This window comes from Pseudomonas sichuanensis, assembly GCF_024749065.1.
GTDB lineage: Bacteria > Pseudomonadota > Gammaproteobacteria > Pseudomonadales > Pseudomonadaceae > Aquipseudomonas > Aquipseudomonas sichuanensis.
The window spans coordinates 5,533,511-5,554,413 of sequence record NZ_CP087185.1 but is presented as its reverse complement, the minus strand read 5'-3'; the positions used below and the strand labels follow the sequence as shown (position 1 = coordinate 5,554,413).

Below are 20,903 nucleotides of genomic sequence, written 5' to 3'. Positions count from 1 at the left end.
GGCGCCTATGAAATCGAGCGCCGCCCGCGCGGCGCTCGATCTCGAGGGGACTGTCAGATTTTTTGTGTGCGGGCCGGTAATGGCCTGCCGCTAGGCAGGCCCTGATTCTCACCAGGTTGGCCTGATGAACCGATCTCCATACAGAATCGCAAATTGATTCATCGCGCTTTTCCAGTCATGGGCCGGTTTTCCCCAATTGGCTGTGATGTTGCGCAATCCCAGCCAAATCAGTTTGGTCGCTGCATCATCATTCGGGAAATGTCCGCGAGTCTTGATGACCTTGCGTAGCTGGGCATTGATGCTCTCGATGGCGTTGGTGGTATAGATCACCTTTCGGATGGCGGGCGGGAAAACAAAGAATGGAATCACGCGATCCCAAGCCCGTCGCCAAGCAGCCACCACCGTCGGATATTTCTCGCCCCACGGCCCGTTCTCAAACTCATCGAGTGCTTGCTCAGCCGCTTCGGCATTGATGGCTTGGTAAATCGGCTTCAGCTCCTTGGCCAGAGCCCGCCGCTTGTCCCAGGCCGCGTAGTCGAGGCTGTTGCGGATCAGGTGCACGATGCACGTCTGCAGCGTCGTTTCTGGAAACACTGCGCTGAGGGCCTCTGGCATGCCTTTGAGGCCATCGGTCACGGCAATCAGCACATCTTCGACGCCACGCTTCTTGAGGTCGTTAAAGACCTTCATCCAGAACTTCGCACCCTCGGTGTTCTCGATCCAGATGCCCAGGATATCGCGCGTCCCGTCGGGGAGAACGCCCAGGGCCAAGTAAATGGCCTTGTTGCGAACCAGACCTTCTTCGCGGATCTTCACCCGCAGCGCATCGAAGAAAATGACCGGGTACATCGGCTCCAGTGGCCGCTGTTGCCACGCGCCAATCTCTTCCATGACCTCGTCTGTCACAGAGCTGATGAAATCGGGTGAAACGTCGGTTCCATACTGCTCGGACAGGAAGGCCCGGATCTCTCTGACCGTCATTCCACGGGCGTACATGGCGATGATTTTGTCATCGAATCCGGTGTAACGGCGCTCATGCTTGGGGATCAGAATGGGCGAGAAGCTGCCGTCACGGTCCCGAGGGATATCCAGCCGTAGCGGGCCATCGCCTGTCAGCACTGTCTTGCCACTCGTGCCATTGCGCTGGTTGGTCTCATCCTCTGGGCGCTGCGCGCCCGGAGGATAGCCCAGGTGATGGCCAAGTTCGGCGTTCAGGGCCCGCTCGATCAACGCTTTCTTGAAGGCGGCAGAAGCCTCTTCGATAGCCTCTGCGGTCATCAGTGGGGTTGCGGAAAACTGTTCAAGCAGCTCTTTCGGGACCTTCGGTAACTCTCGAAGCGGTTTCTTTTTGGTTGGCATGCATGCACCTCTTACTCATGGTATGCCCGAACACAAAATTTCTGACACCCTCATCTCGAGGGCGCTGAAGATCCCTTGTCGAACACCTGCCAGCCCTGACGCAATCCCAAACCATGCCCTCCAAGGCATCACGCCCCACCACTCCCCCCATCACCAACAACCCCAAAACCCCGACGTTTCACACGGACACATGCTCTTCGCGCAATTCAGGTTTATGATGCCCAACGGCAGAATAATTCCTCACACGGAGTGCGCAATGCAGACCCTCTACCCGCAGATCAAACCCTACGCCCGGCACGATCTGGCCGTGGAAGCGCCGCATGTGCTGTATGTCGATGAAAGCGGTTCGCCGGAAGGTCTGCCGGTGGTGTTCATCCACGGCGGCCCGGGCGCTGGTTGCGATGCCCAGAGCCGCTGCTACTTCGACCCCAACCTGTACCGCATCATCACCTTCGACCAGCGCGGCTGTGGCCGTTCCACGCCCCATGCGAGCCTGGAGAACAACACCACCTGGCACCTGGTCGAAGACCTCGAGCGTATCCGTGAGCACCTGGGGATCGACAAGTGGGTGCTGTTCGGTGGCTCCTGGGGTTCGACCCTGGCCCTGGCCTACGCCCAGACTCACCCCGAGCGCGTGCACGGCCTGATCCTGCGGGGCATCTTCCTGTGCCGTCCACAGGAAATCAGCTGGTTCTACCAGGAAGGCGCCAGCCGCCTGTTCCCCGACTACTGGCAGGACTACATCGCGCCCATCCCGCCCGAAGAGCGTGGCGACCTGGTCCAGGCTTTCCACAAGCGCCTCACCGGCAACGACCAGATCGCCCAGATGCACGCCGCCAAGGCCTGGTCGACCTGGGAAGGCCGCACTGCGACGCTGCGCCCGAACCCGCTGGTGGTCGACCGCTTCTCCGAGCCGCAGCGCGCGCTGTCGATCGCCCGTATCGAATGCCATTACTTCACCAACAACGCCTTCCTCGAAGAAAACCAACTGATCCGCGACATCCCGAAGATCGCCCACCTGCCGGCAGTGATCGTGCATGGCCGCTACGACGTGATCTGCCCGCTGGACAACGCCTGGGAACTGCACCAGGCCTGGCCTAACAGCGAGCTCAAGGTGATTCGCGATGCCGGCCACGCCGCCTCCGAGCCAGGCATCACCGACGCCCTGGTGCGTGCCGCCGACCAGATGGCCCGGCGTCTGCTCGACCTGCCTTTGGAAGAGGCATGAAGGGCCTGATTCAGCGCGTGCGCGGCGCCCGGGTCGAAGTGGCCGGGGAGATCGTCGGCGCCATCGACCAGGGCCTGCTGGCGCTGGTCGCGGTCGAGCCTGAAGATTCGCCCGAGCACGCCGACAAGCTGTTGCACAAGCTGCTTAACTATCGGGTATTCAGTGACGAGCAGGGCAAGATGAACCGCTCGCTCAAGGATGTCGGCGGCGGCTTGCTGCTGGTGTCGCAGTTCACCCTGGCCGCCGACACCCGCAATGGCATGCGCCCGAGCTTTTCGACGGCCGCGCCGCCGGCCCTCGGCGCCGAGCTTTTCGACTATCTTTTGCAGCAGGCACGGCGCCAGCACCCCGAGGTGGCGAGCGGTCGCTTCGGTGCAGACATGCAGGTGCACCTGGTGAATGATGGCCCGGTAACATTTATGTTACAAATGTGAGGTCAAAAAACCCCTTGTTTGTAGGAAAACAAGGGGTTTTGTACGATAAATAGTTACTCCAGCCTGATGCGTTGTAACGCGACCTGCTGGATAATCGCGCGCTGCTTGAACCTGCGTTCGCAGGTTCGTTTCACTTTGACCCGAGTATTGTCTGGATCCGTTTGGGGAATCATTACGCCCTCACGGGGTCCGAACAGTGCTCGCCAACCCGGCATTGGTCGCTGGCCGTTGGTTTCATGATCTGTTTTCGGCGAGGATTGCTCGTGATTGTAAGCCCCAGTTTTGCACCAAGAATCCCCAGCACTCGGCTGCGCAAGGCGATGCTCGCCGGCGCTGCGCTGGTCGGCCTGATGAGCGCGGGCCAGTTGTGGGCATTCAATCTGGATGATGTTGCAGCCAAGGCAAAGGATCTGGCCGGCCAGAAGTACGAAGCACCGAAGAGCAACCTGCCGCCGGTGTTCCGCGACATGAAGTACGCCGACTACCAGAAGATCCGCTTCCTGCAGGAAAAAGCCGAGTGGTCCAAGGACAAGACGCCGTTCAAGCTCTCGTTCTACCACCAGGGCATGCACTTTGATACGCCGGTCAAGATCAACCAGATCAGCGCCAAGAAAGTCGAAGAGATCAAGTACGACCCGAGCCGCTTCGAGTTCGGTGACGTGCCGCATGACCCCGACGCCACCAAGAACCTCGGCTACGCCGGCTTCCGGGTGCTCTACCCGATCAACAAGGCCGACAAGCAGGACGAGATCATGACCCTGCTGGGTGCCAGCTATTTCCGCGTGGTCGGCAAGGGCCACCGCTATGGCCTGTCGGCCCGTGGCCTGGCCATCGACACCGCGCTGCCGTCGGGCGAGGAATTCCCGCGTTTCACCGAGTTCTGGATCGAGAAGCCGAAGCCGACCGACAAGCACCTGGTGATTTACGCCCTGCTCGACTCGCCACGCTCCACCGGTGCCTACAAGCTCACCCTGCGTCCGGGTGAAGACACCGTGGTCGACGTCAAATCGCGCGTCTACCTGCGTGACCACGTCAGCCGCCTGGGCGTTGCCCCGCTGACCAGCATGTACCTGTTCGGCCCCAACCAGCCGTCGAAGATCATGAACTACCGCCCGGCCCTGCACGACTCCGAAGGCCTGGCGATCCATGCCGGCAACGGCGAGTGGCTGTGGCGCCCGCTGAACAACCCGAAACACCTGGCCGTGAGCAACTTCAGCGTCGAGAACCCGCGTGGTTTCGGCCTGCTGCAGCGCCAGCGCGACTTCAGCGACTACGAAGACCTCGACGACGAATACGAGAAGCGCCCGAGCGCCTGGATCGAGCCGAAAGGCGACTGGGGCAAAGGCACCGTCGACCTGGTGGAGATCCCGACCGCCGACGAAACCAACGACAACATCGTTGCGTTCTGGAGCCCGGAAACCCTGCCTGAGCCGGGCAAGCCGTTCGAATACGACTACCGCCTGCGCTGGACCATCAAGGAAGACCAACTGCACTCCCAGGAACTGGGGTGGGTCAAGCAGACCCTGCGTTCCGCCGGTGACGTCAAGCAGTCCAACCTGATCCGCCAGACCGACGGCAGCGTCGCCCTGCTGGTCGATTTCGTCGGCCCGAACCTGGCGGCACTGCCTGCAGACACCGCCGTGCGCAGCCAGGTCAGCGTCGGCGACAACGCCGAAGTGGTCGAGAACAACCTGCGTTACAACCCCGAGACCAAAGGCTGGCGTCTCACCCTGCGCCTGAAGGTGCAGGATCCGAAGAAGTCCACCGAGATGCGCGCCGCGCTGCTGCGTGACGTTCCGGTCGAGCAACCGAAGCCCGCCAAGGAAACCAAACAGGACAAGGCTGCGGCCAAGCACGCCCAGGCCAAGGCCGAGAAAGCCAAGGCCGAGCAACCCGCCGCCGACGCGGCATCCACCACCGGTACCCCGGCCACCACCGAAAAAGTGCTGACCGAGACCTGGAGCTATCAGTTGCCTGCCGATGAGTAACTCAAGCGCAAGGCCGGAATCGCTTGGCGAATACCTGGCCCATCTCCCCCTGAGCGACGAGCAGCGCGCGGAACTCGCCAGCTGCACCTCGTTCAACGAGCTGCACCAACGTCTGGCGGCCAACCCGGCCGCCGGCACCGCCGAGGCCGTGCAGGCCTCGGTGGGCTCCCGTCTTACCGTAGGCAGCGCCGCCGAGCTGGAAGAGGCCGAGATGCTCGGCGTCGACGGCAGCGGGCGGCTGTGCCTGAAGATCGCCCCGCCGATCAAGCGCACCAAGGTCGTGCCCGAGCCGTGGCGCACCAACGTGCTGATCCGCATGTGGCGACGCATGACCGGCCGCACCAACGCCCCGCAGCCGCCCAAGCGCGAGCTGCCGCCGGCGCGCTGGCGCACGGTCGGCTCGATCCGCCGCTATATCCTGCTGACGCTGATGATCGGCCAGACCATCGTCGCCGGCTGGTACATGAAGGGCATCCTGCCGTACCAGGGCTGGTCGTTCGTCGACCTCGAGGAAGTGCTGCACCAGCCGCTGTGGGACACCGTGGTACAGGTGTGGCCGTACGCGCTGCAGACCTCCATCCTGATCCTCTTCGGCATCCTGTTCTGCTGGGTTTCGGCGGGCTTCTGGACCGCGTTGATGGGCTTCCTCGAGCTGCTCACCGGGCGTGACAAGTACCGCATCTCTGGCAGCAGTGCCGGCAACGAGCCGATCCCCGCCGAGGCGCGCACCGCGCTGGTGATGCCGATCTGCAACGAAGACGTGCCACGGGTGTTCGCCGGCCTGCGCGCCACCTTCGAGTCGGTGGCTGCCAGCGGCAACCTCGACCGCTTCGACTTCTTCGTGCTCAGCGACACCAACGACACCGACATCGCCGTGGCCGAACAGCAGGCCTGGCTGGACGTGTGCCGTGAGGCCAAGGGCTTCGGCCGCATCTTCTACCGCCGTCGCCGTCGCCGCGTGAAGCGCAAGAGCGGCAACCTCGACGACTTCTGCCGTCGCTGGGGTGGCGAGTACAAGTACATGGTCGTGCTCGACGCCGACAGCGTCATGAGCGGCGAGTGCCTGAGCAGCCTGGTGCGCCTGATGGAGGCCAACCCGGACGCCGGCATCATCCAGACCGGGCCGAAAGCCTCGGGCATGGACACCCTGTATGCGCGCATGCAGCAGTTCGCCACCCGCGTGTATGGCCCGCTGTTCACCGCCGGCCTGCACTTCTGGCAGTTGGGCGAATCGCACTACTGGGGCCACAACGCGATCATCCGCATGAAGCCGTTCATCGAGCACTGCGCCCTGGCGCCGTTGCCCGGCAAGGGCGCCTTCGCCGGTGCGATTCTCTCCCACGACTTCGTCGAAGCCGCGCTGATGCGCCGTGCCGGCTGGGGCGTGTGGATTGCCTACGACCTGCCGGGCAGTTACGAAGAATTGCCGCCGAACCTGCTCGACGAGCTCAAGCGTGACCGCCGCTGGTGCCACGGCAACCTGATGAACTTCCGCCTGTTCCTGGTAAAGGGCATGCACCCGGTGCACCGTGCGGTGTTCCTCACCGGGGTGATGTCGTACCTGTCGGCGCCGCTGTGGTTCCTGTTCCTGGTGCTGTCGACCGCGCTGCTGGCGACCAACACCCTGATGGAGCCGCAGTACTTCATCGAGCCGTTCCAGCTCTACCCGTTGTGGCCGCAGTGGCACCCGGAGAAAGCCATCGCGCTGTTCTCCACCACCATCGTGCTGCTGTTCCTGCCCAAGCTGCTCAGCGTCATCCTGATCTGGGCCAAGGGCGCCACCGAGTTTGGCGGGCGCATCAAGGTCACCCTGTCGATGCTGATGGAGATGCTGTTCTCCATGCTGCTGGCACCGGTGCGGATGATCTTCCACACCCGTTTCGTACTGGCCGCGTTCCTCGGCTGGGCCGCGACCTGGAACTCGCCGCAGCGTGACGACGACTCCACGCCGTGGAGCGAAGCGGTGCGTCGCCACGGCCCGCAGACCCTGCTGGGCTTTGCCTGGGCCGCCCTGGTGGCCTGGCTGAACCCGAGCTTCCTGTGGTGGCTGGCGCCTATCGTTGGCTCGCTGCTGCTGTCGATCCCGGTGTCGGTGATCTCCAGCCGCACGCGCCTGGGCCTGGCGGCCAAGGACGAGAAGCTGTTCCTCATCCCCGAGGAGTACGCCACGCCTCAGGAGCTGCTGGCCACCGACCAGTACACCCACGAGAACCGCTGGCACGCCCTGCACGACGGCTTCGTCCGCGCCGTGGTCGACCCGCGCCAGAACGCCCTGGCCTGCGCCATGGCCACTGCGCGCCATGGTCAGTCCAAGGCGATCGAAACCTTGCGTGACGAGCGCGTGGCCAAGGCGCTGGAAGTAGGCCCCAAAGGCCTGGACGGCAACACCCGCCTGGCCTTGCTGAGCGACCCGGTGGCGCTGTCGCGCCTGCACGGGCAGGTCTGGGCCGAGCACAACGCGGCGTGGATCGATGTGTGGCGTGCGTCGATCGACAACGACCCGCACTCGCCGTTGCTGCCGTTGCATCCGGAGAACCAGGCACAGCCAGCCCTGGCTTGAGCCTCTTGGGGCCGCTTTGCGGCCCTTCGCGGGTAAACCCGCTCCCACAGGTGACGCAAACCCTGTGGGAGCGGGTTTACCCGCGAATGCCTTCATGCGGTTTCGCTGACCGTCCTCGATTTTGGCCAACAAAGTCCCCCCGAGCGCTAGGTCCCAGCCCGCGCATGCGTTAGCATCCTACGCGACATTACGCATCGGCCTGTCAGGCCGTGCCTACAAAAAGAAATTTGCGTACTTCTTGCTAGGGGACTTGGTGATGATGAAGAAATACCTGTCGCGATTGCTGGTCGGTGCCACCGCCCTCATCGCGGTAACCGCCGCCCAGGCCGGCGCCATCGACGACGCGGTCAAGCGCGGCACCCTGCGGGTCGGTATGGACCCGACCTACATGCCGTTCGAGATGACCAACAAACGCGGCGAGATCATCGGCTTCGAAGTCGACATCCTCAAGGCCATGGCCAAGTCCATGGGCGTCAAGCTGGAGACCGTCTCCACCGCCTATGACGGCATCATCCCGGCCCTGCTCACCGACAAGTTCGACTTCATCGGCAGCGGCATGACCCTCACTCAAGAGCGCAACCTGCGCCTGAACTTCAGCGAACCCTTCATCGTGGTCGGCCAGACCCTGCTGATCCGCAAGGAACTGGCGGGCGAGATCAAGTCGTACAAAGACCTGAACAACGAGAAGTACCGCATCACCTCCAAGCTTGGTACCACCGGCGAGATGGTTTCCAAGAAGCTGATCGGCAAAGCCAAGTACCACGGCTACGACAACGAGCAGGAAGCGGTGATGGACGTGGTCAACGGCAAGGCTGACGCCTTCGTCTACGACGCGCCGTACAACGTGGTGGCAGTGGAGAAGGCCGGCGCCGGCAAGCTGCTGTTCCTCGAAGAACCCTTCACCTACGAGCCGCTGGCCTTCGGCCTGAAGAAAGGCGACTACGACAGCATCAACTTCATCAACAACTTCCTGCACCAGATCAAGCATGACGGGACCTACGATCGTATCCACGACAAGTGGTTCAAGAACAAGGACTGGCTGAAGGAAATGGAATAAGAGGCAGCTTCAAGCCGCAAGCTGCAAGCGACAAGAAGAAGCAGGCCGCAGTGAGGTCCGCTTCTTCTTGAGGCTTGTGGCTTGCGGCTTGTCGCTTTCTGGAGTGAGCACGTGATCAAACACAAGAAAGCACAGTGGCCCTGGCATGGGCTGACCGCGCTGGTCCTGGTGGGCCTGGCGTTCAGCCTGTACCTGGCCACCTCGATGATTTCCTATGAGTGGCGCTGGAACCGCGTTCCGCAATACTTCGCCTACAAGGCCGAGGAAACCCAGCGTGCCGCCAACACAGGCACGGTCGAGGAAATCGTGGTGTCCGGCGACAACGCCCGGGTCACCCTGAAGGATGAAAGCGGCGACACCCAGGTGATCGAAGTGGCCAAGGACAGCATGCTGCTGGCCCGTGGCGACGACGTCGCCGAAGGCGATGCCATCGGTGTCACCCGCCATTGGGCCGCGGGGCCCCTGGCCTGGGGCCTGTGGACCACGCTCTGGCTGTCGGTGATTTCCGGCGCCCTGGGCCTGCTGATCGGCCTGTTTGCCGGGCTGTGCCGGCTGTCGAACAACCCGACCCTGCGTGACCTGTCCACGGTCTACGTCGAACTGGTGCGTGGCACGCCGTTGCTGGTGCAGATCTTCATCTTCTACTTCTTCATCGGCACCGTGCTCAACCTGAGCCGCGAGTTCGCCGGGGTGGCGGCGCTGGCATTGTTCACCGGCGCCTACGTGGCCGAGATCGTCCGTGCCGGCGTGCAGTCGATCGCCAAGGGCCAGAACGAGGCGGCACGCTCGCTGGGCCTCAACGGCGCCCAGTCGATGCGTCACGTGATCCTGCCGCAGGCGTTCAAGCGCGTGCTGCCGCCGCTGGCCGGGCAGTTCATCAGCTTGGTCAAGGACACCTCGCTGGTGTCGGTGATCGCCATCACCGAGCTGACCAAGAGCGGCCGCGAAGCCATCACCACTTCGTTCTCGACCTTCGAGATCTGGTTCTGCGTGGCAGGCCTGTACCTGCTGATCAACCTGCCGCTGTCGCACATCGCCAGCCGGCTCGAGCGGAGGCTTGCGCAAAGTGATTGAAGTCCGTGACCTGCTGAAAGTCTTCGACACCCGTGGCCAGGTGGTGCGCGCGGTGGACAACGTCACCACCCAGGTCGCCAAGGGCGAAGTGGTGGTGGTGCTCGGCCCGTCCGGCTCGGGCAAGTCGACCTTCCTGCGCTGCCTTAACGGCCTGGAACACTTCGACCAGGGCCATGTCGCCATCGACGGCCTGCAACTGGCCGACCCGAAGACCGACATCAACGCCTACCGCCGCGAAGTCGGCATGGTGTTCCAGCACTTCAACCTGTTCCCGCACATGACCGTGCTGGAGAACCTGTGCCTGGCGCAGAAGGTGGTGCGCAAGCGCGGCAAGGCCGAGCGTGAAGCCAAGGCCCGGGCGCTGCTGGAAAAGGTCGGCATATCGCAGAAGGCCAACGAGTTCCCGTCGCGCCTGTCCGGTGGCCAGCAGCAGCGGGTGGCGATTGCCCGCGCCCTGGCGATGGAGCCCAAGGTGATGCTGTTCGACGAGCCGACCTCGGCGCTCGACCCGGAAATGGTCGGCGAGGTGCTGGACGTGATGAAGACCCTTGCCCAAGAGGGCATGACCATGGTCTGCGTAACCCACGAAATGGGCTTCGCCCGTGAAGTGGCCGACCGTGTGCTGTTCTTCGATCACGGCAAGCTGCTGGAGGATTCGCCGCCAAGCCAGTTCTTCGACGCACCGAAAGATCCGAGGGCGCAAGCCTTCCTGCGCCAGGTGCTCTGAAGCAGTTGCGAGCCGCAAGCCGCAAGCGACAAGAAGAAGCCGAACCGCGAATGCCCAGGCAACGCGTAGTGCTTTTTCTTGCAGCTTGTAGCTTGTAGCTTGCAGCTGCTTCAAAGGTTGAACCTCCCCACCATCCCCCGCAATTCCCGCCCCAACTGCCCCAACTCCACGCTGGACGCCGCCGTCTGCTCGCTGGCCGTGCTGGTCTGGTCCGACACATCGCGCACGTTCATCACACTGCGGTTGATCTGCTCGGCCACCACGCTCTGCTCTTCGCTGGCCGTGGCGATCTGCTGGTTCATGCCCTGGATGGTCGAGACGGTCGCGGTGATCTGCCCAAGTGCTTCACCGGCCTTGCGGCTGAGCTCGACGCTCTGTCCGGTGAGGCGCTTGCTGTCGTCGAGCAGCCCCATGACCTGCTCGGTGCCGCTGTGCAGGTTGCCGATAAGTTGCTCTATCTCTTCGGTCGACTGCTGGGTGCGCTGGGCCAGGCCACGCACCTCGTCGGCGACCACGGCAAAGCCACGCCCGGCCTCGCCGGCCCGCGCGGCTTCGATGGCCGCGTTGAGCGCCAGCAGGTTGGTCTGCTCGGACACCGACTTGATCACGTCGAGGATCGAGCCGATGCGTTGGCTTTCTTCTGCCAGATGGGCCATGGCCTGCTGGCAGTGCTCCATCTGCCCGGCGAGCTGCTCGATGCGCTCGATGGCCTGGGCCACCACCTGATCGCCCAACTGCGCCTGGTGGTCGGCGGTGGTTGCGGCCTGCGACGCCTGTTCGGCGTTCTGTGCCACTTCCTGCACGGTGGCGCTCATCTGGTTCATTGCCGTGGCCACCTGGTCGGTCTCTTCCTTCTGCTGGCCGACTCGGTGCTGGGTTTGCTCGCTGACCGTTGCCAGCTCGTCCACCGCTTGCGACAAGCGGGTGACGCCATGGTCGATACCCCCCAGCAGCTCACGCAGGCTCAGGGTCATGGTGCGCATGCTGCCCTGCAGTTGCCCAAGGTCGTCGCTGCGGGTGACGTCGTCTATCTGGCTCAAGTCGCCTTTGGCGATACGTTCGGCCTGAAGCAAGGTCTGTTTCAGCGGTACGGTGATCTGCTGGCTGATCAGCCAGGCCGCCAAGCCGCCGATCAACAGGGCCAGCAGGGCGACGCTGGTCATCAGGCTGCGTGAGGCCAGCGCCTGTTCGTCGCGCAGGGCGATCTGATTGTCACTGAGCTCGCGGCTGCTGGTGGTGATCTGGTCGCCCAACTGCTCCATGTCGTTCTGCAGCAACTCCACGGCGATCGCTGAGCGCGCGTACTGGCGCAACTGCTCGCGGTACCGGGCCAGACCGGCGGCAACGGGGGCGCTCAGGCGTTCATCCAGGCCCAGGCGCCGTACCAGTTGGTCGAGCTGCCCGAGTGTGGCTTGCGCTGCATCCATGGCGGGTTGGCCGACTTCCTCGAAGGCTTGCAGCGGGTCGCTGTAGTAGGCCGGGATGGCGGCGCGCTGGTTGGCCATTTCCACATGGCGGTTGAGCGTATCGATCAGGGTGAGTGCCTGGCTCTGGGCGGCCGGTTGGTCGAGCTGGCTCAAGCGCTTGACCAGCTCACCTTGCAGGGCGCTGATGTGCTGATCCTGCTCGGACTCCTGCTGCTGCAGGGCTGTGTGGTGCTGCTGGCGTGTCGCCACGGCCTGCTGCAGTTTTTCGAAGTCAGCCCGGTAGCGCTCAACCAAGTCGCGCTTCTCGGCGATCAGGCGCACGTTCTCCGGGGACAGGTAGCGTGGGCGCATGGTTTCTATCAAGGCTTCGAGCTGTTTGATGGTCTGTGCAAGCTGGGTGCGGCTCTGATCGTCGCTGAGCACGCGGAAGGTAATGCGCTCGGCGCGCAAGTCCTTGCTGAGCTCGTTGAGCTGGGCGATCTGGCTGAGCTTTTCCGAGCGGTCGATGGCATCACCCAGGGCCTGCCAGCCGGTCAGGGTGGTCAGCAGGGTGAGCAACAGGACCAGGGCAAAGCCCATGGCCAGCTTGAGGCGCACGCTGAGGTGGCCGAGCATGCGGTTGAGCGGTCCGAGCATGGTGAGTCTCCGGCGATGAGGGCGCCCTGCGTGACGCGGGGCGTGTACATCCTGCTCATCGGCCGGGGAGGCGTAAGACTGTACCTGCGAATTGCGTAGGAGGATTCCCTTCGACGCATAGGAGAAGTCGTGACCGGGTAGCCCTGAGGGGCCCGGCCACGCCGGGCGTTACAGCCTGAACTTGGCGACCAGACCCTGCAGGTGGGTGCCCAGGCGCGCCAATTCGACACTGGAGCTGGCGGTCTCTTCACTGGCGGCGGAGGTCTGGTCGGAGATATCGCGTACGTTCATCACGCTGCGGTTGATCTCCTCGGCCACCGCACTCTGCTGCTCGGCAGCCGTGGCGATCTGCTGGTTCATCGCCTGGATCGACGAGACGGTGCGGGTGATGGTTTCCAGCGAGCCGCCGGCGCGGCGGGTCAGCTCGACGCTGCTGTCGGTGAGGCTGCGGCTGTTGTCCATCACGCTGGCCACGCGCTGGGTGCCATTTTGCAGGCCGGCGATCAGCTCTTCGATCTCTTCGGTCGACTGCTGGGTGCGCTGGGCCAGGCTGCGCACCTCGTCGGCGACCACGGCGAAACCGCGCCCGGCTTCGCCGGCACGGGCGGCTTCGATGGCGGCGTTGAGCGCCAGCAGGTTGGTCTGTTGTGCAACCGACTTGATCACGTCGAGCACGCTGCCGATCTTGTCGCTTTCAGCCTTGAGCTGGTTCATCGCTTCGCTGGAGTTCACCACTTCGTGGGCCAGGCGTTCGATCTGGGTAATTGCCTCGGTCACCACCTTGTCGCCTTCGCGGGCCTGCTGGTCGGCCATCAGTGCCGCCTCCGAGGCCTGTTCGGCATTGCGCGCCACTTCCTGCACGGTGGCAGCCATCTCGTTCATGGCGGTGGCCACCTGGTCGGTCTCGACCTTCTGGTTGTTCACCCCGGCGCTGGTCTGTTCGGTCACCGCCGACAGCTCCTCGGCGGCGCTGGCGATCTGCGTGACGCCGTCGCCGATGCCGCTGATCAGCTGGCGCAGGCCCTGGGTCATGCGCTGCATGCTGGCCTGCAGCTGGCCCAGCTCGTCGCGGCGGTCGGCCTGCAGGTCCTGGCTGAGGTCGCCGTTGGCCACGCGCTCGGCGGCGGTCAGGGTCTGGCGCAGGGGCACGATGATCTGCCGGGTGATGGCCAGGGCGGCCAGCACACCCAGCAGCAGCGCCAGGGCGGTGGCGCCGGCGAGCAGGGTCTTGGCTTGCTGGGTGCCCTGGTCGCGGACATTGGTCTGCGACAGGGTCATTTCCTGGCTGGTGCTGAGCAGCAGCTGGCCTTGGGCGGCCATGCGCTGCAGGGTTTGTTCGCTGGCGGACTGGGCGCTGCCGAACTGGTTCACTGCGTCACGGTAGGCGGCCAGGGCCTCGGCGGCATCGTCAAGGCTGGCGGCGTATTCGGCGGGGAGCTTGGCCGGCAGGGCCTTGAGCACGGCCATGGCCTGGTCGATGGCGGTGAGGGCGGTCTGCTGGAACTCGGCCTTGCCGCTGTAGGTGTAGCCGCGCACCTGGAAGCGCGCCTGCTGCAGCAAGGCGCTGGTTTCCACGGTTTGCTGGTATTGCTGGATATCGCCGGCCTGCAGCAGGCGCTGCTGAACTTTGCCGATCAATGCGGCGGCCTTGTCGGCGCTGTCGCCCAGCAGGCCACGGCTGGCTTCGCGGCGCTGGCCGGCCTGCTTGAGCTCGGCGAAGGCCTGTTGGTATTCGCGCACGGCGCCTTGTTGCTGGTCCAGGCGCTGGCGGTCGGCGGGGAGCTCGATCTGGCCCAGCATCAGCTGTACCTGGCGTTCGAGGTTGGCCAGGGCTTTTTCCAGCTCGGCCACCGAGGCCTCGTCGCGGTTGCGCTCATAGTGCTGGCGAGCGATGCGCAGGTCCTGGGTGTACTGGTGGATGACCGAGATATTACCGAGCTTGTCGCCCCGGCTGGTCACGCTGTCGATCCCCATCCACCCGGTGAAGGTGATGCCCAGGGTGAACAGCAGTACCAGGCCGAAGCCGATCCCCAACTTGCGATTGACGCTTACATTCCCCAGTGACTGGGCAAACCAACGGTACATAGACGACTCCCCGGCGCGTGGCAGTGCGGATTATTGTTCTGTTGCCAAGGCCATCGGCGTGCGTCGAGGAAACTTGATGGGCGAAAGCTGACCCGTTTGTCAGAAAATTCGCGAAAGCAGGGCAGTGACAGCTGTCTCGACCCGTAGGATGCGATCACCCAGCTGCACCGGCGCCAGGCCTGCCTTGTGCAGCAGGTCGACTTCGTACGGGATCCAGCCGCCTTCGGGGCCGATCGCCAGGGTTACCGGGCCTTCCACGGCGCGCGGGCAGGCCGGGTAAGGGCCGGGGTGGCCGACCAGGCCGAGGGTGCCTGCGGCGATGGCGGGCAGGCGGTCCTCGACGAATGGTTTGAAGCGTTTTTCGATGATGACTTCCGGCAAGACCGTGTCGCGGGCCTGTTCCAGGCCCAGGATGAGGTTTTCCCGGATTGTTTCGGGGTTGAGGAACGGCGTCTGCCAGAAACTCTTCTCGACCTTGTAGCTGTTGACCAGGATCAGCCGCTCAACGCCCAGGGTGGCGATGGTCTGGAACAGCCGGCGGAGCATTTTCGGCCGGGGCACAGCCAGCACCAGGGTGAGCGGCAGCTTGGCGGGTGGCGGCTGGTGGAAGGCCACCTGAAGCTCGGCTTCATGGCCTTCGAGGCGGACCACCTCGGCCTTGCCCATCAAACCGTTGATACGCCCGACGCGCAGGCTGTCGCCCACCGCCACGCCGTGGATCTCCTGCATGTGGGTGAAACGGCGGTCGGCGAGGATGACGCGGTCGGCCGACACGAAGTCGGCCTCTTCGAGAAGCAGCAGGTTCACGGTTGGGTCGCAGGCGGTTGGTCGTTGTGGTCTTCGTTGTGTTCGTCGCGCTCGTGGCTGCGCTTGCGGATCAGGCTGCCGCACAGCACGCCGATCTCGAACAGCAGCCACATGGGCACGGCCAGCAGGGTCTGGGAGAAGATGTCCGGCGGCGTCAGTACCATGCCGACCACGAAGCAGCCGATGATCACGTACGGGCGGATCTTCTTCAGGTACTGCACGTCGACCACGCCGATCCACACCAGCAGCACCACGGCCACCGGAATCTCGAAGGCCACGCCGAAGGCGAAGAACAAGGTCATGACGAAGTCGAGGTAACTGGCGATGTCGGTCATCATCGACACGCCCTCGGGGGTGGCGCTGGCGAAGAAGCCGAAGATCAGCGGGAACACCAGGAAGTAGGCGAAGGCCATGCCGGCGTAGAACAGGAAGATGCTCGACACCAGCAGCGGGATGGCGATGCGCTTTTCGTGGCGGTACAGCCCTGGCGCGATGAAGCCCCAGATCTGCTGGAGGATGAACGGGATCGCCAGGAACAGCGAAACGATCATGGTCAGCTTGAACGGCGTGAGGAACGGCGAGGCCACGTCGGTGGCGATCATCGTCGCGTTGGCCGGCAAGTGCGCGCGCAGCGGCGCCGACACCAGGGTATAGATCTGCTGGGCGAAGGAGAACAGCCCGGCGAAGATCAGGAAGATGGCGGCGACGCATCGCAGCAGGCGGGTGCGCAGCTCGGTCAGGTGCGAAACCAGCGGCATCGGCTGGTCGTTTTCCGGGTTATCGCTCATGGGGCTCGCGGCGGTGGTGGCGGCTCGGAGGGTTGCGGCGCAGCGGCAGGTGGCGTCGGTGCTGCGTCGGCGGCGGGTGCTGCTGGGGTTGCGGGTGCATCAGTGCCGGGCTGGGCGGCAGGCGGCGCCAGTGGATTGAGGATGCGCTTGGCTTCCTGTTCCATCTGCAGGATGTGCTCGTTGTGCAGCTGGCGGCGGATGTCGTCGGCGCCGATTTCGCGCTCGACCTCCATCTTGATCGCATTGAAGCTGCGCTTGAGCCGGCCTATCCACAGGCCTGCGGTGCGCGCGGCGCCCGGCAGGCGCTCGGGGCCGAGCACCAGCAGGGCGACCAGGCCGACGAGCAGCAGCTCACTGAAACTGATGCCGAACATGGGTCAGTCTTTCCGCTGCGGCTCTTGGACCGGCTGCGCCTGGCCCTCGATGGTGTGGCCCTGGGCCTGCTGCGCGGTGTTCTGCACCGGTGGCACGGGCTGGGCGGGCGGCGGGGTCTGCTCGGCCGGCTTGCTTTCTTCTTCGTTCATGGCCTTGCGAAAGCCCTTGATCGATTCGCCCAGGTCGCTGCCGAAGTTCTTCAGCTTCTTGGTGCCGAACACCAGCACGACGACGACCAGCAGGACGATCCAGTGTTTCCAGTCGAAAATGCCCATCTCAAACTCCTGAAAATGTGTGTCGGCCAGCGAGACCGATCAAGCGCCTACAGGCCATGCAGGACCTGTGGGAGCGGGTTCATCGGGGCGCCGAACCGCCGCGAACACGGGCGAAACCATTGCCCGGCATTGCGGCGCCTGCTTCGCGGGTGAACCCGCTCCCACAGGGGCTGTGATAAGTCAGGCAGACGGCTGTCGCGCCGCCTTCTCGTCGTGGCCGGACAGGCCGAACCGGCGATCCAGTTCGTCCAACACCGCCTGCGGGTGCTGGCCCAGCGCGCTGAGCATGACCAGGCTATGAAACCACAGGTCGGCGGTCTCATAGATTACATCGCTGTAATCCTTGCTGGCGGCGGCATCCTTGGCGGCGATGATGGTCTCGATCGACTCTTCGCCGAGTTTCTCGAGGATCTTGTTCAGGCCCTTGTGATAGAGGCTGGCCACATAGCTGCTGTCGGGGGCGGCGTGCTTGCGTTCTTCCAGCACTTCGGCGAGGCGGTTCAGCGTGTCGCTCATGTTCAGTGTCCTGCGCTGTAGATGGCGTCCGGGTCCTTCAGGACCGGATCGACGATTTTCCACTGGCCGTCTTCGAAGACGCGGTAGAAGCAACTTTCGCGGCCGGTATGACAGGCGATATGGCCCAACTGCTCGACCATCAGGATGATCACGTCGGCGTCGCAGTCCAGGCGCATTTCGTGCAGTTTCTGCACATGGCCCGACTCTTCGCCCTTGCGCCACAGCTTGCCCCGCGAGCGCGACCAGTAGATGGCGCGGTTTTCGGCGGCGGTCAGCACGAGGGATTCACGGTTCATCCAGGCCATCATCAGCACGCGCCCGGTCTTGTGGTCCTGGGCGATGGCCGGTACCAGGCCATCGCTGTTCCACTTGATCTCGTCCAGCCAGTCTTTCATCGTCGACTCCAAACCGGGCCCGCTCCCGTACCGGGCCCCTGTGCGCTAGTGTGCCAGCCAGCCGCGCGGCTGGCTATCGGCGCACGATCAGGTACAAGCCTGCGGCCAGCATCAACCAGGCCGGCCACGCCGCCGGGGCGCTCAGGCTCACGGCGCCGGTGGCCAGCGTGGCGCCGCCGGCCAGCAGGCCGGCACCGAGCAGGCGCAGCGCCCAGTTGTCGCCCTGGCGACGGCGTTCGGGCAGTTGCGGGTCGTGCAGGTGCGGCTGCGACAGGCGTTCGAGCAGGTCGCGGGTCATGTCGGCCAGGTGCGGCAGTTGCTCGGCCTGGCTGTACAGGTTGCCGAACACCGCCTTGGGGCTCATGCGTTCGCGCATCCAGCGTTCGAGGAACGGCTTGGCGGTGCTCCACAGGTCCAGGTCGGGGTACAGCTGGCGGCCCAGGCCTTCGATGTTGAGCAGGGTCTTCTGCAGCAGCACCAGTTGCGGCTGGACTTCCATGTTGAAGCGCCGGGCGGTCTGGAACAGGCGCATCAGCACCTGGCCGAAGGAGATGTCCTTGAGCGGCTTTTCGAAGATCGGCTCGCACACGGTGCGGATCGCCGCTTCGAACTCGTTGACCTTGGTCTGCGCCGGCACCCAGCCCGAATCGATGTGCAGTTGCGCCACGCGGCGGTAGTCGCGCTTGAAGAAGGCGATCAGGTTGCGCGCCAGGTAGTCCTGGTCCTCGGCGGTGAGGCTGCCGACGATGCCGCAGTCGATGGCGATGTACTGCGGGCTCCACGGCTTGACCGTGCTGACGAAGATGTTGCCCGGGTGCATGTCGGCGTGGAAGAAGCTGTCGCGGAACACCTGGGTGAAGAACACCTCGACACCGCGCTCGGCCAGCAGCTTCATGTCGGTGCGCTGGTCGGCCAGGGTGGCCATGTCGGTGACCGGCACACCGTAGATGCGCTCCATGACCAGCACCTTGGGCCGGCAGAAGTCCCAGTACACCTGGGGCACGTACATCAGTTCCGAGCCTTCGAAATTGCGCCGCAGCTGGCTGGCGTTGGCCGCCTCGCGCAGCAGGTCGAGCTCGTCGTAGATGGTCTTTTCGTAGTCGCCGACGATCTCGACCGGGTGCAGACGGCGGGCATCGGCCGAGGCGCGCTCGGCGGCCTTGGCGATCAGGAACAGCCAGGCCAGGTCCTGGGCGATCACCGGCTTGAGGCCCGGGCGCACCACCTTGACCACCACTTCTTCGCCGCTTTTCAGGCGTGCGGCGTGCACCTGGGCTACCGAAGCGGAGGCCAGCGGCTCGACGTTGAAACGGCTGAACACCTCGCCAACCTTGGCCCCCAGCTGCTCTTCGATCAGCGCCACGGCGTGCTGCGGGTCGAACGGCGGCACCCGGTCCTGCAGCAGCATCAGCTCGTCGGCGATGTCGGTGGGCAGCAGGTCACGGCGGGTGGACAGCAGCTGGCCGAACTTGATGAAGATCGGCCCCAGGTCCTGCAGTGCCAGGCGCATGCGCGCACCACGGCTGAGTTCGAGGGGTTTGCGCGGCAGCCAGCGCCAAGGCATCAGCAGGCGCAGGCTGGCCAGCCACCAGGGCAGCAGGGGCTGTTCGAACAGCAGGTCATCGAGGCGGTAGCGGATCACGACGCGCTGGATGCGCAACAGACGGCGGACGGCGAGCAGCTTCATGCGTTATCGCTGGTATCAAGAGTGTGGGCGAGGCGGCGCAGGCGCGCCTCGAGACGTTCGATGTCGACTTTGAGCGCATCGAGTTCGCTGAACGCCGCTTCGGCTTCGCGTTTGCCGACCAGGGTGCGGGACTCTTCGGCCAGGTACTCGGAAAGGTTCTGGCTGAAACGGGCCAGCCCTTGCCTGGTCCAGCGCGCGCGCAGGCGCACGTGGCCGGCGAGCAGCGCGGTGGGTACCGGGCCGAGCCAGCGTTGCAGCTCGTGTTCCCAGTCCAGTTCCAGGTCCTGCAACACCGCGACCAGGTCGAGCAGCACGGCGCTGTCACCGTGCAGTTCGACCTGCGGGCTGTGCAGCACGGCGCTCTTGTCCTTGCTCAGGGCCAACTGGGCCAGGCGCCCGGCCGGGGCGCGCAGGGTGCAATCGACCTCGCCCTCCCAGTGGGCGGCCAGCATCAGGCCTTCTTCATCGGGCAGCACGAACAGCTTGACGGCCGGCTGCACGCAGTCGATCTCGATGACCTGGCCCTCCAGCGCGGCCAGCCGCGGCAGTGCCGTGCTGTCCATGCGCAGGACCCGGTTGAGGCCGTGTTCGACGCTGGCGAGAAGGCCGGCCAGGAGCATCAGGGTTTGATCCCCCGGTGCACGGCGACGATGCCGCTGGTCATGTTGTGGTAGGTGACGCGGTCGAAGCCGGCTTCGACCATCATGCTCTTGAGCGTTTCCTGGTCGGGGTGCATGCGGATCGACTCGGCGAGGTAACGGTAGCTCTCGGAGTCGTTGGTGATCAGCTTGCCGGCCAGTGGCATGAAGGCGAACGAGTAGGCGTCGTAGGCCTTGGACATCAGCTTGTTGGTGGGCTTGGAGAATTCCAGGATCAACAGCCGGCCACCGGGCTTGAGCACGCGCAGCATCGAGCGAATGGCTTCGTCCTTGTGCGTCACGTTGCGCAGGCCGAAGGCGATGGTCACGCAGTCGAAGTGGTTGTCCGGGAACGGCAGCTTCTCGGCGTCGGCCTGGACGAACTCGATGTTGCCGGCCACGCCCCGGTCGAGCAGGCGGTCACGGCCGACCTTGAGCATCGAGTCGTTGATGTCGGCCAGTACCACCTGGCCGGTCGGGCCGACCAGACGCGAGAACTTGGCGGCCAGGTCGCCGGTACCACCGGCGATGTCCAGCACCCGGTTGCCGCTGCGCACACCGGACAGCTCGATGGTGAAGCGCTTCCACAGGCGGTGCATGCCGCCGGACAGCACGTCGTTCATCAGGTCGTACTTGGCGGCGACGGAGTGGAAGACCTCGGCGACTTTCTTCGCCTTCTGGCTCTCGGGCACATCCTGGTAGCCGAAGTGGGTGGTGGGTTCGGCGTGGTCGCCTTTGCGCTGGTCGGTCATTTCGCTTCACCAGAAAAAAATTACCGCCATTCTAGGGGCATCGGGCGGATTTGTCTTCGCGGGGTGTGCCGTGGCGGGGTGGCGGGCATAATGGC

At 64.4% G+C, this 20,903-nt stretch carries 18 protein-coding genes and 2 pseudogenes; 7 read left to right on the top strand and 13 right to left on the bottom strand.

Annotation, left to right across the window (positions count from 1 at the left end):
• Nucleotides 1-108: 108 nt before the first annotated feature.
• A complete protein-coding gene (locus LOY51_RS24985; RefSeq protein WP_125858773.1) occupies nt 109-1,359 on the bottom strand; it encodes an IS256 family transposase in 1,251 nt (416 codons plus the stop codon).
• 256 nt (nt 1,360-1,615) lie between these two features.
• Between LOY51_RS24985 and pip the strand changes: the two genes are divergently transcribed.
• From pip to LOY51_RS24950, 7 genes are all read left to right on the top strand, one after another.
• Nucleotides 1,616-2,587 carry a prolyl aminopeptidase gene (pip, locus tag LOY51_RS24980; protein WP_125465856.1) on the top strand — a complete coding sequence of 324 codons (972 nt, stop codon included), beginning with the start codon at nt 1,616-1,618 and terminating at the stop codon, nt 2,585-2,587.
• Complete coding sequence (dtd, locus tag LOY51_RS24975) at nt 2,584-3,021, top strand: D-aminoacyl-tRNA deacylase (protein WP_258643505.1); 438 nt, start codon at nt 2,584-2,586, stop codon at nt 3,019-3,021. Before pip ends, dtd begins: the two co-directional genes overlap by 4 nt.
• Before the next feature lie 263 nt (nt 3,022-3,284).
• Entirely contained in the window at nt 3,285-5,009 is a 1,725-nt protein-coding gene (locus LOY51_RS24970) for a glucan biosynthesis protein G (protein WP_309475586.1), read from the top strand.
• Nucleotides 5,002-7,569: a glucans biosynthesis glucosyltransferase MdoH gene (mdoH, locus tag LOY51_RS24965; protein WP_125860792.1), complete on the top strand. Its 2,568-nt coding sequence runs from the start codon at nt 5,002-5,004 to the stop codon at nt 7,567-7,569. The genes LOY51_RS24970 and mdoH overlap by 8 nt, the downstream gene beginning before the upstream one ends.
• Nucleotides 7,570-7,828: 259 nt before the next feature.
• A complete protein-coding gene (locus tag LOY51_RS24960; RefSeq protein WP_167409836.1) occupies nt 7,829-8,626 on the top strand; it encodes a transporter substrate-binding domain-containing protein in 798 nt (265 codons plus the stop codon).
• A gap of 111 nt (nt 8,627-8,737) precedes the next feature.
• Nucleotides 8,738-9,700, top strand: coding sequence for an amino acid ABC transporter permease (locus tag LOY51_RS24955; RefSeq protein WP_258643503.1), 963 nt, complete (start codon nt 8,738-8,740; stop codon nt 9,698-9,700).
• Nucleotides 9,693-10,427, top strand: a complete 735-nt coding sequence (locus LOY51_RS24950) for an amino acid ABC transporter ATP-binding protein (RefSeq protein WP_125861437.1) — start codon at nt 9,693-9,695, stop codon at nt 10,425-10,427. The genes LOY51_RS24955 and LOY51_RS24950 overlap by 8 nt, the downstream gene beginning before the upstream one ends.
• A gap of 110 nt (nt 10,428-10,537) precedes the next feature.
• On the opposite strand, the gene LOY51_RS24945 is transcribed toward LOY51_RS24950, so the two are convergent.
• The 12 genes and pseudogenes from LOY51_RS24945 to ubiE all read right to left on the bottom strand — a co-directional run bounded on the left by LOY51_RS24945 (nt 10,538) and on the right by ubiE (nt 20,808).
• On the bottom strand, nt 10,538-12,490 hold the full coding sequence (locus LOY51_RS24945; protein WP_258643501.1) for a methyl-accepting chemotaxis protein: 1,953 nt from the start codon (nt 12,488-12,490) through the stop codon (nt 10,538-10,540).
• A 168-nt stretch (nt 12,491-12,658) separates the two neighbouring features.
• Nucleotides 12,659-13,255 (bottom strand): annotated as a pseudogene (locus LOY51_RS27370) (methyl-accepting chemotaxis protein); the annotation flags it as partial.
• Nucleotides 13,256-13,513: 258 nt separating this feature from the next.
• A pseudogene (locus tag LOY51_RS27365) lies at nt 13,514-14,464 on the bottom strand (methyl-accepting chemotaxis protein); the annotation flags it as partial.
• Between the two features lie 210 nt (nt 14,465-14,674).
• Entirely contained in the window at nt 14,675-15,382 is a 708-nt protein-coding gene (locus tag LOY51_RS24935; protein ID WP_125465851.1) for a 16S rRNA (uracil(1498)-N(3))-methyltransferase, read from the bottom strand.
• Nucleotides 15,379-16,170: a twin-arginine translocase subunit TatC gene (gene tatC, locus LOY51_RS24930; RefSeq protein WP_110994125.1), complete on the bottom strand. Its 792-nt coding sequence runs from the start codon at nt 16,168-16,170 to the stop codon at nt 15,379-15,381. Before tatC ends, LOY51_RS24935 begins: the two co-directional genes overlap by 4 nt.
• Nucleotides 16,167-16,544 carry a Sec-independent protein translocase protein TatB gene (tatB, locus tag LOY51_RS24925; protein ID WP_125860786.1) on the bottom strand — a complete coding sequence of 126 codons (378 nt, stop codon included), beginning with the start codon at nt 16,542-16,544 and terminating at the stop codon, nt 16,167-16,169. The genes tatC and tatB overlap by 4 nt, the downstream gene beginning before the upstream one ends.
• Nucleotides 16,545-16,547: 3 nt before the next feature.
• On the bottom strand, nt 16,548-16,820 hold the full coding sequence (locus tag LOY51_RS24920; RefSeq protein ID WP_125465849.1) for a twin-arginine translocase TatA/TatE family subunit: 273 nt from the start codon (nt 16,818-16,820) through the stop codon (nt 16,548-16,550).
• A 180-nt stretch (nt 16,821-17,000) separates the two neighbouring features.
• On the bottom strand, nt 17,001-17,336 hold the full coding sequence (locus LOY51_RS24915; protein ID WP_125860784.1) for a phosphoribosyl-ATP diphosphatase: 336 nt from the start codon (nt 17,334-17,336) through the stop codon (nt 17,001-17,003).
• A gap of 2 nt (nt 17,337-17,338) precedes the next feature.
• Complete coding sequence (gene hisI / locus LOY51_RS24910; protein WP_110994129.1) at nt 17,339-17,731, bottom strand: phosphoribosyl-AMP cyclohydrolase; 393 nt, start codon at nt 17,729-17,731, stop codon at nt 17,339-17,341.
• A gap of 73 nt (nt 17,732-17,804) precedes the next feature.
• On the bottom strand, nt 17,805-19,418 hold the full coding sequence (gene ubiB, locus LOY51_RS24905) for a ubiquinone biosynthesis regulatory protein kinase UbiB (protein ID WP_258643495.1): 1,614 nt from the start codon (nt 19,416-19,418) through the stop codon (nt 17,805-17,807).
• Entirely contained in the window at nt 19,415-20,038 is a 624-nt protein-coding gene (locus LOY51_RS24900; protein ID WP_258643493.1) for a ubiquinone biosynthesis accessory factor UbiJ, read from the bottom strand. The genes ubiB and LOY51_RS24900 overlap by 4 nt, the downstream gene beginning before the upstream one ends.
• Nucleotides 20,038-20,808: a bifunctional demethylmenaquinone methyltransferase/2-methoxy-6-polyprenyl-1,4-benzoquinol methylase UbiE gene (gene ubiE, locus LOY51_RS24895; RefSeq protein ID WP_050707258.1), complete on the bottom strand. Its 771-nt coding sequence runs from the start codon at nt 20,806-20,808 to the stop codon at nt 20,038-20,040. The genes LOY51_RS24900 and ubiE overlap by 1 nt, the downstream gene beginning before the upstream one ends.
• Between the last annotated feature and the right edge of the window lie 95 nt (nt 20,809-20,903).

What these genes read in the sequence shown, in the direction of transcription:
- LOY51_RS24985 (WP_125858773.1), bottom strand. Translation starts at nt 1,359, where the DNA reads ATGCCAACCAAAAAGAAACCGCTTCGAGAGTTACCGAAGGTCCCGAAA.
- pip (WP_125465856.1), top strand. Translation starts at nt 1,616, where the DNA reads ATGCAGACCCTCTACCCGCAGATCAAACCCTACGCCCGGCACGATCTG.
- dtd (WP_258643505.1), top strand. Translation starts at nt 2,584, where the DNA reads ATGAAGGGCCTGATTCAGCGCGTGCGCGGCGCCCGGGTCGAAGTGGCC.
- mdoH (WP_125860792.1), top strand. Translation starts at nt 5,002, where the DNA reads ATGAGTAACTCAAGCGCAAGGCCGGAATCGCTTGGCGAATACCTGGCC.
- LOY51_RS24960 (WP_167409836.1), top strand. Translation starts at nt 7,829, where the DNA reads ATGAAGAAATACCTGTCGCGATTGCTGGTCGGTGCCACCGCCCTCATC.
- LOY51_RS24945 (WP_258643501.1), bottom strand. Translation starts at nt 12,490, where the DNA reads ATGCTCGGACCGCTCAACCGCATGCTCGGCCACCTCAGCGTGCGCCTC.
- tatC (WP_110994125.1), bottom strand. Translation starts at nt 16,170, where the DNA reads ATGAGCGATAACCCGGAAAACGACCAGCCGATGCCGCTGGTTTCGCAC.
- tatB (WP_125860786.1), bottom strand. Translation starts at nt 16,544, where the DNA reads ATGTTCGGCATCAGTTTCAGTGAGCTGCTGCTCGTCGGCCTGGTCGCC.
- LOY51_RS24920 (WP_125465849.1), bottom strand. Translation starts at nt 16,820, where the DNA reads ATGGGCATTTTCGACTGGAAACACTGGATCGTCCTGCTGGTCGTCGTC.
- LOY51_RS24915 (WP_125860784.1), bottom strand. Translation starts at nt 17,336, where the DNA reads ATGAGCGACACGCTGAACCGCCTCGCCGAAGTGCTGGAAGAACGCAAG.
- hisI (WP_110994129.1), bottom strand. Translation starts at nt 17,731, where the DNA reads ATGAAAGACTGGCTGGACGAGATCAAGTGGAACAGCGATGGCCTGGTA.
- ubiB (WP_258643495.1), bottom strand. Translation starts at nt 19,418, where the DNA reads ATGAAGCTGCTCGCCGTCCGCCGTCTGTTGCGCATCCAGCGCGTCGTG.
- LOY51_RS24900 (WP_258643493.1), bottom strand. Translation starts at nt 20,038, where the DNA reads ATGCTCCTGGCCGGCCTTCTCGCCAGCGTCGAACACGGCCTCAACCGG.
- ubiE (WP_050707258.1), bottom strand. Translation starts at nt 20,808, where the DNA reads ATGACCGACCAGCGCAAAGGCGACCACGCCGAACCCACCACCCACTTC.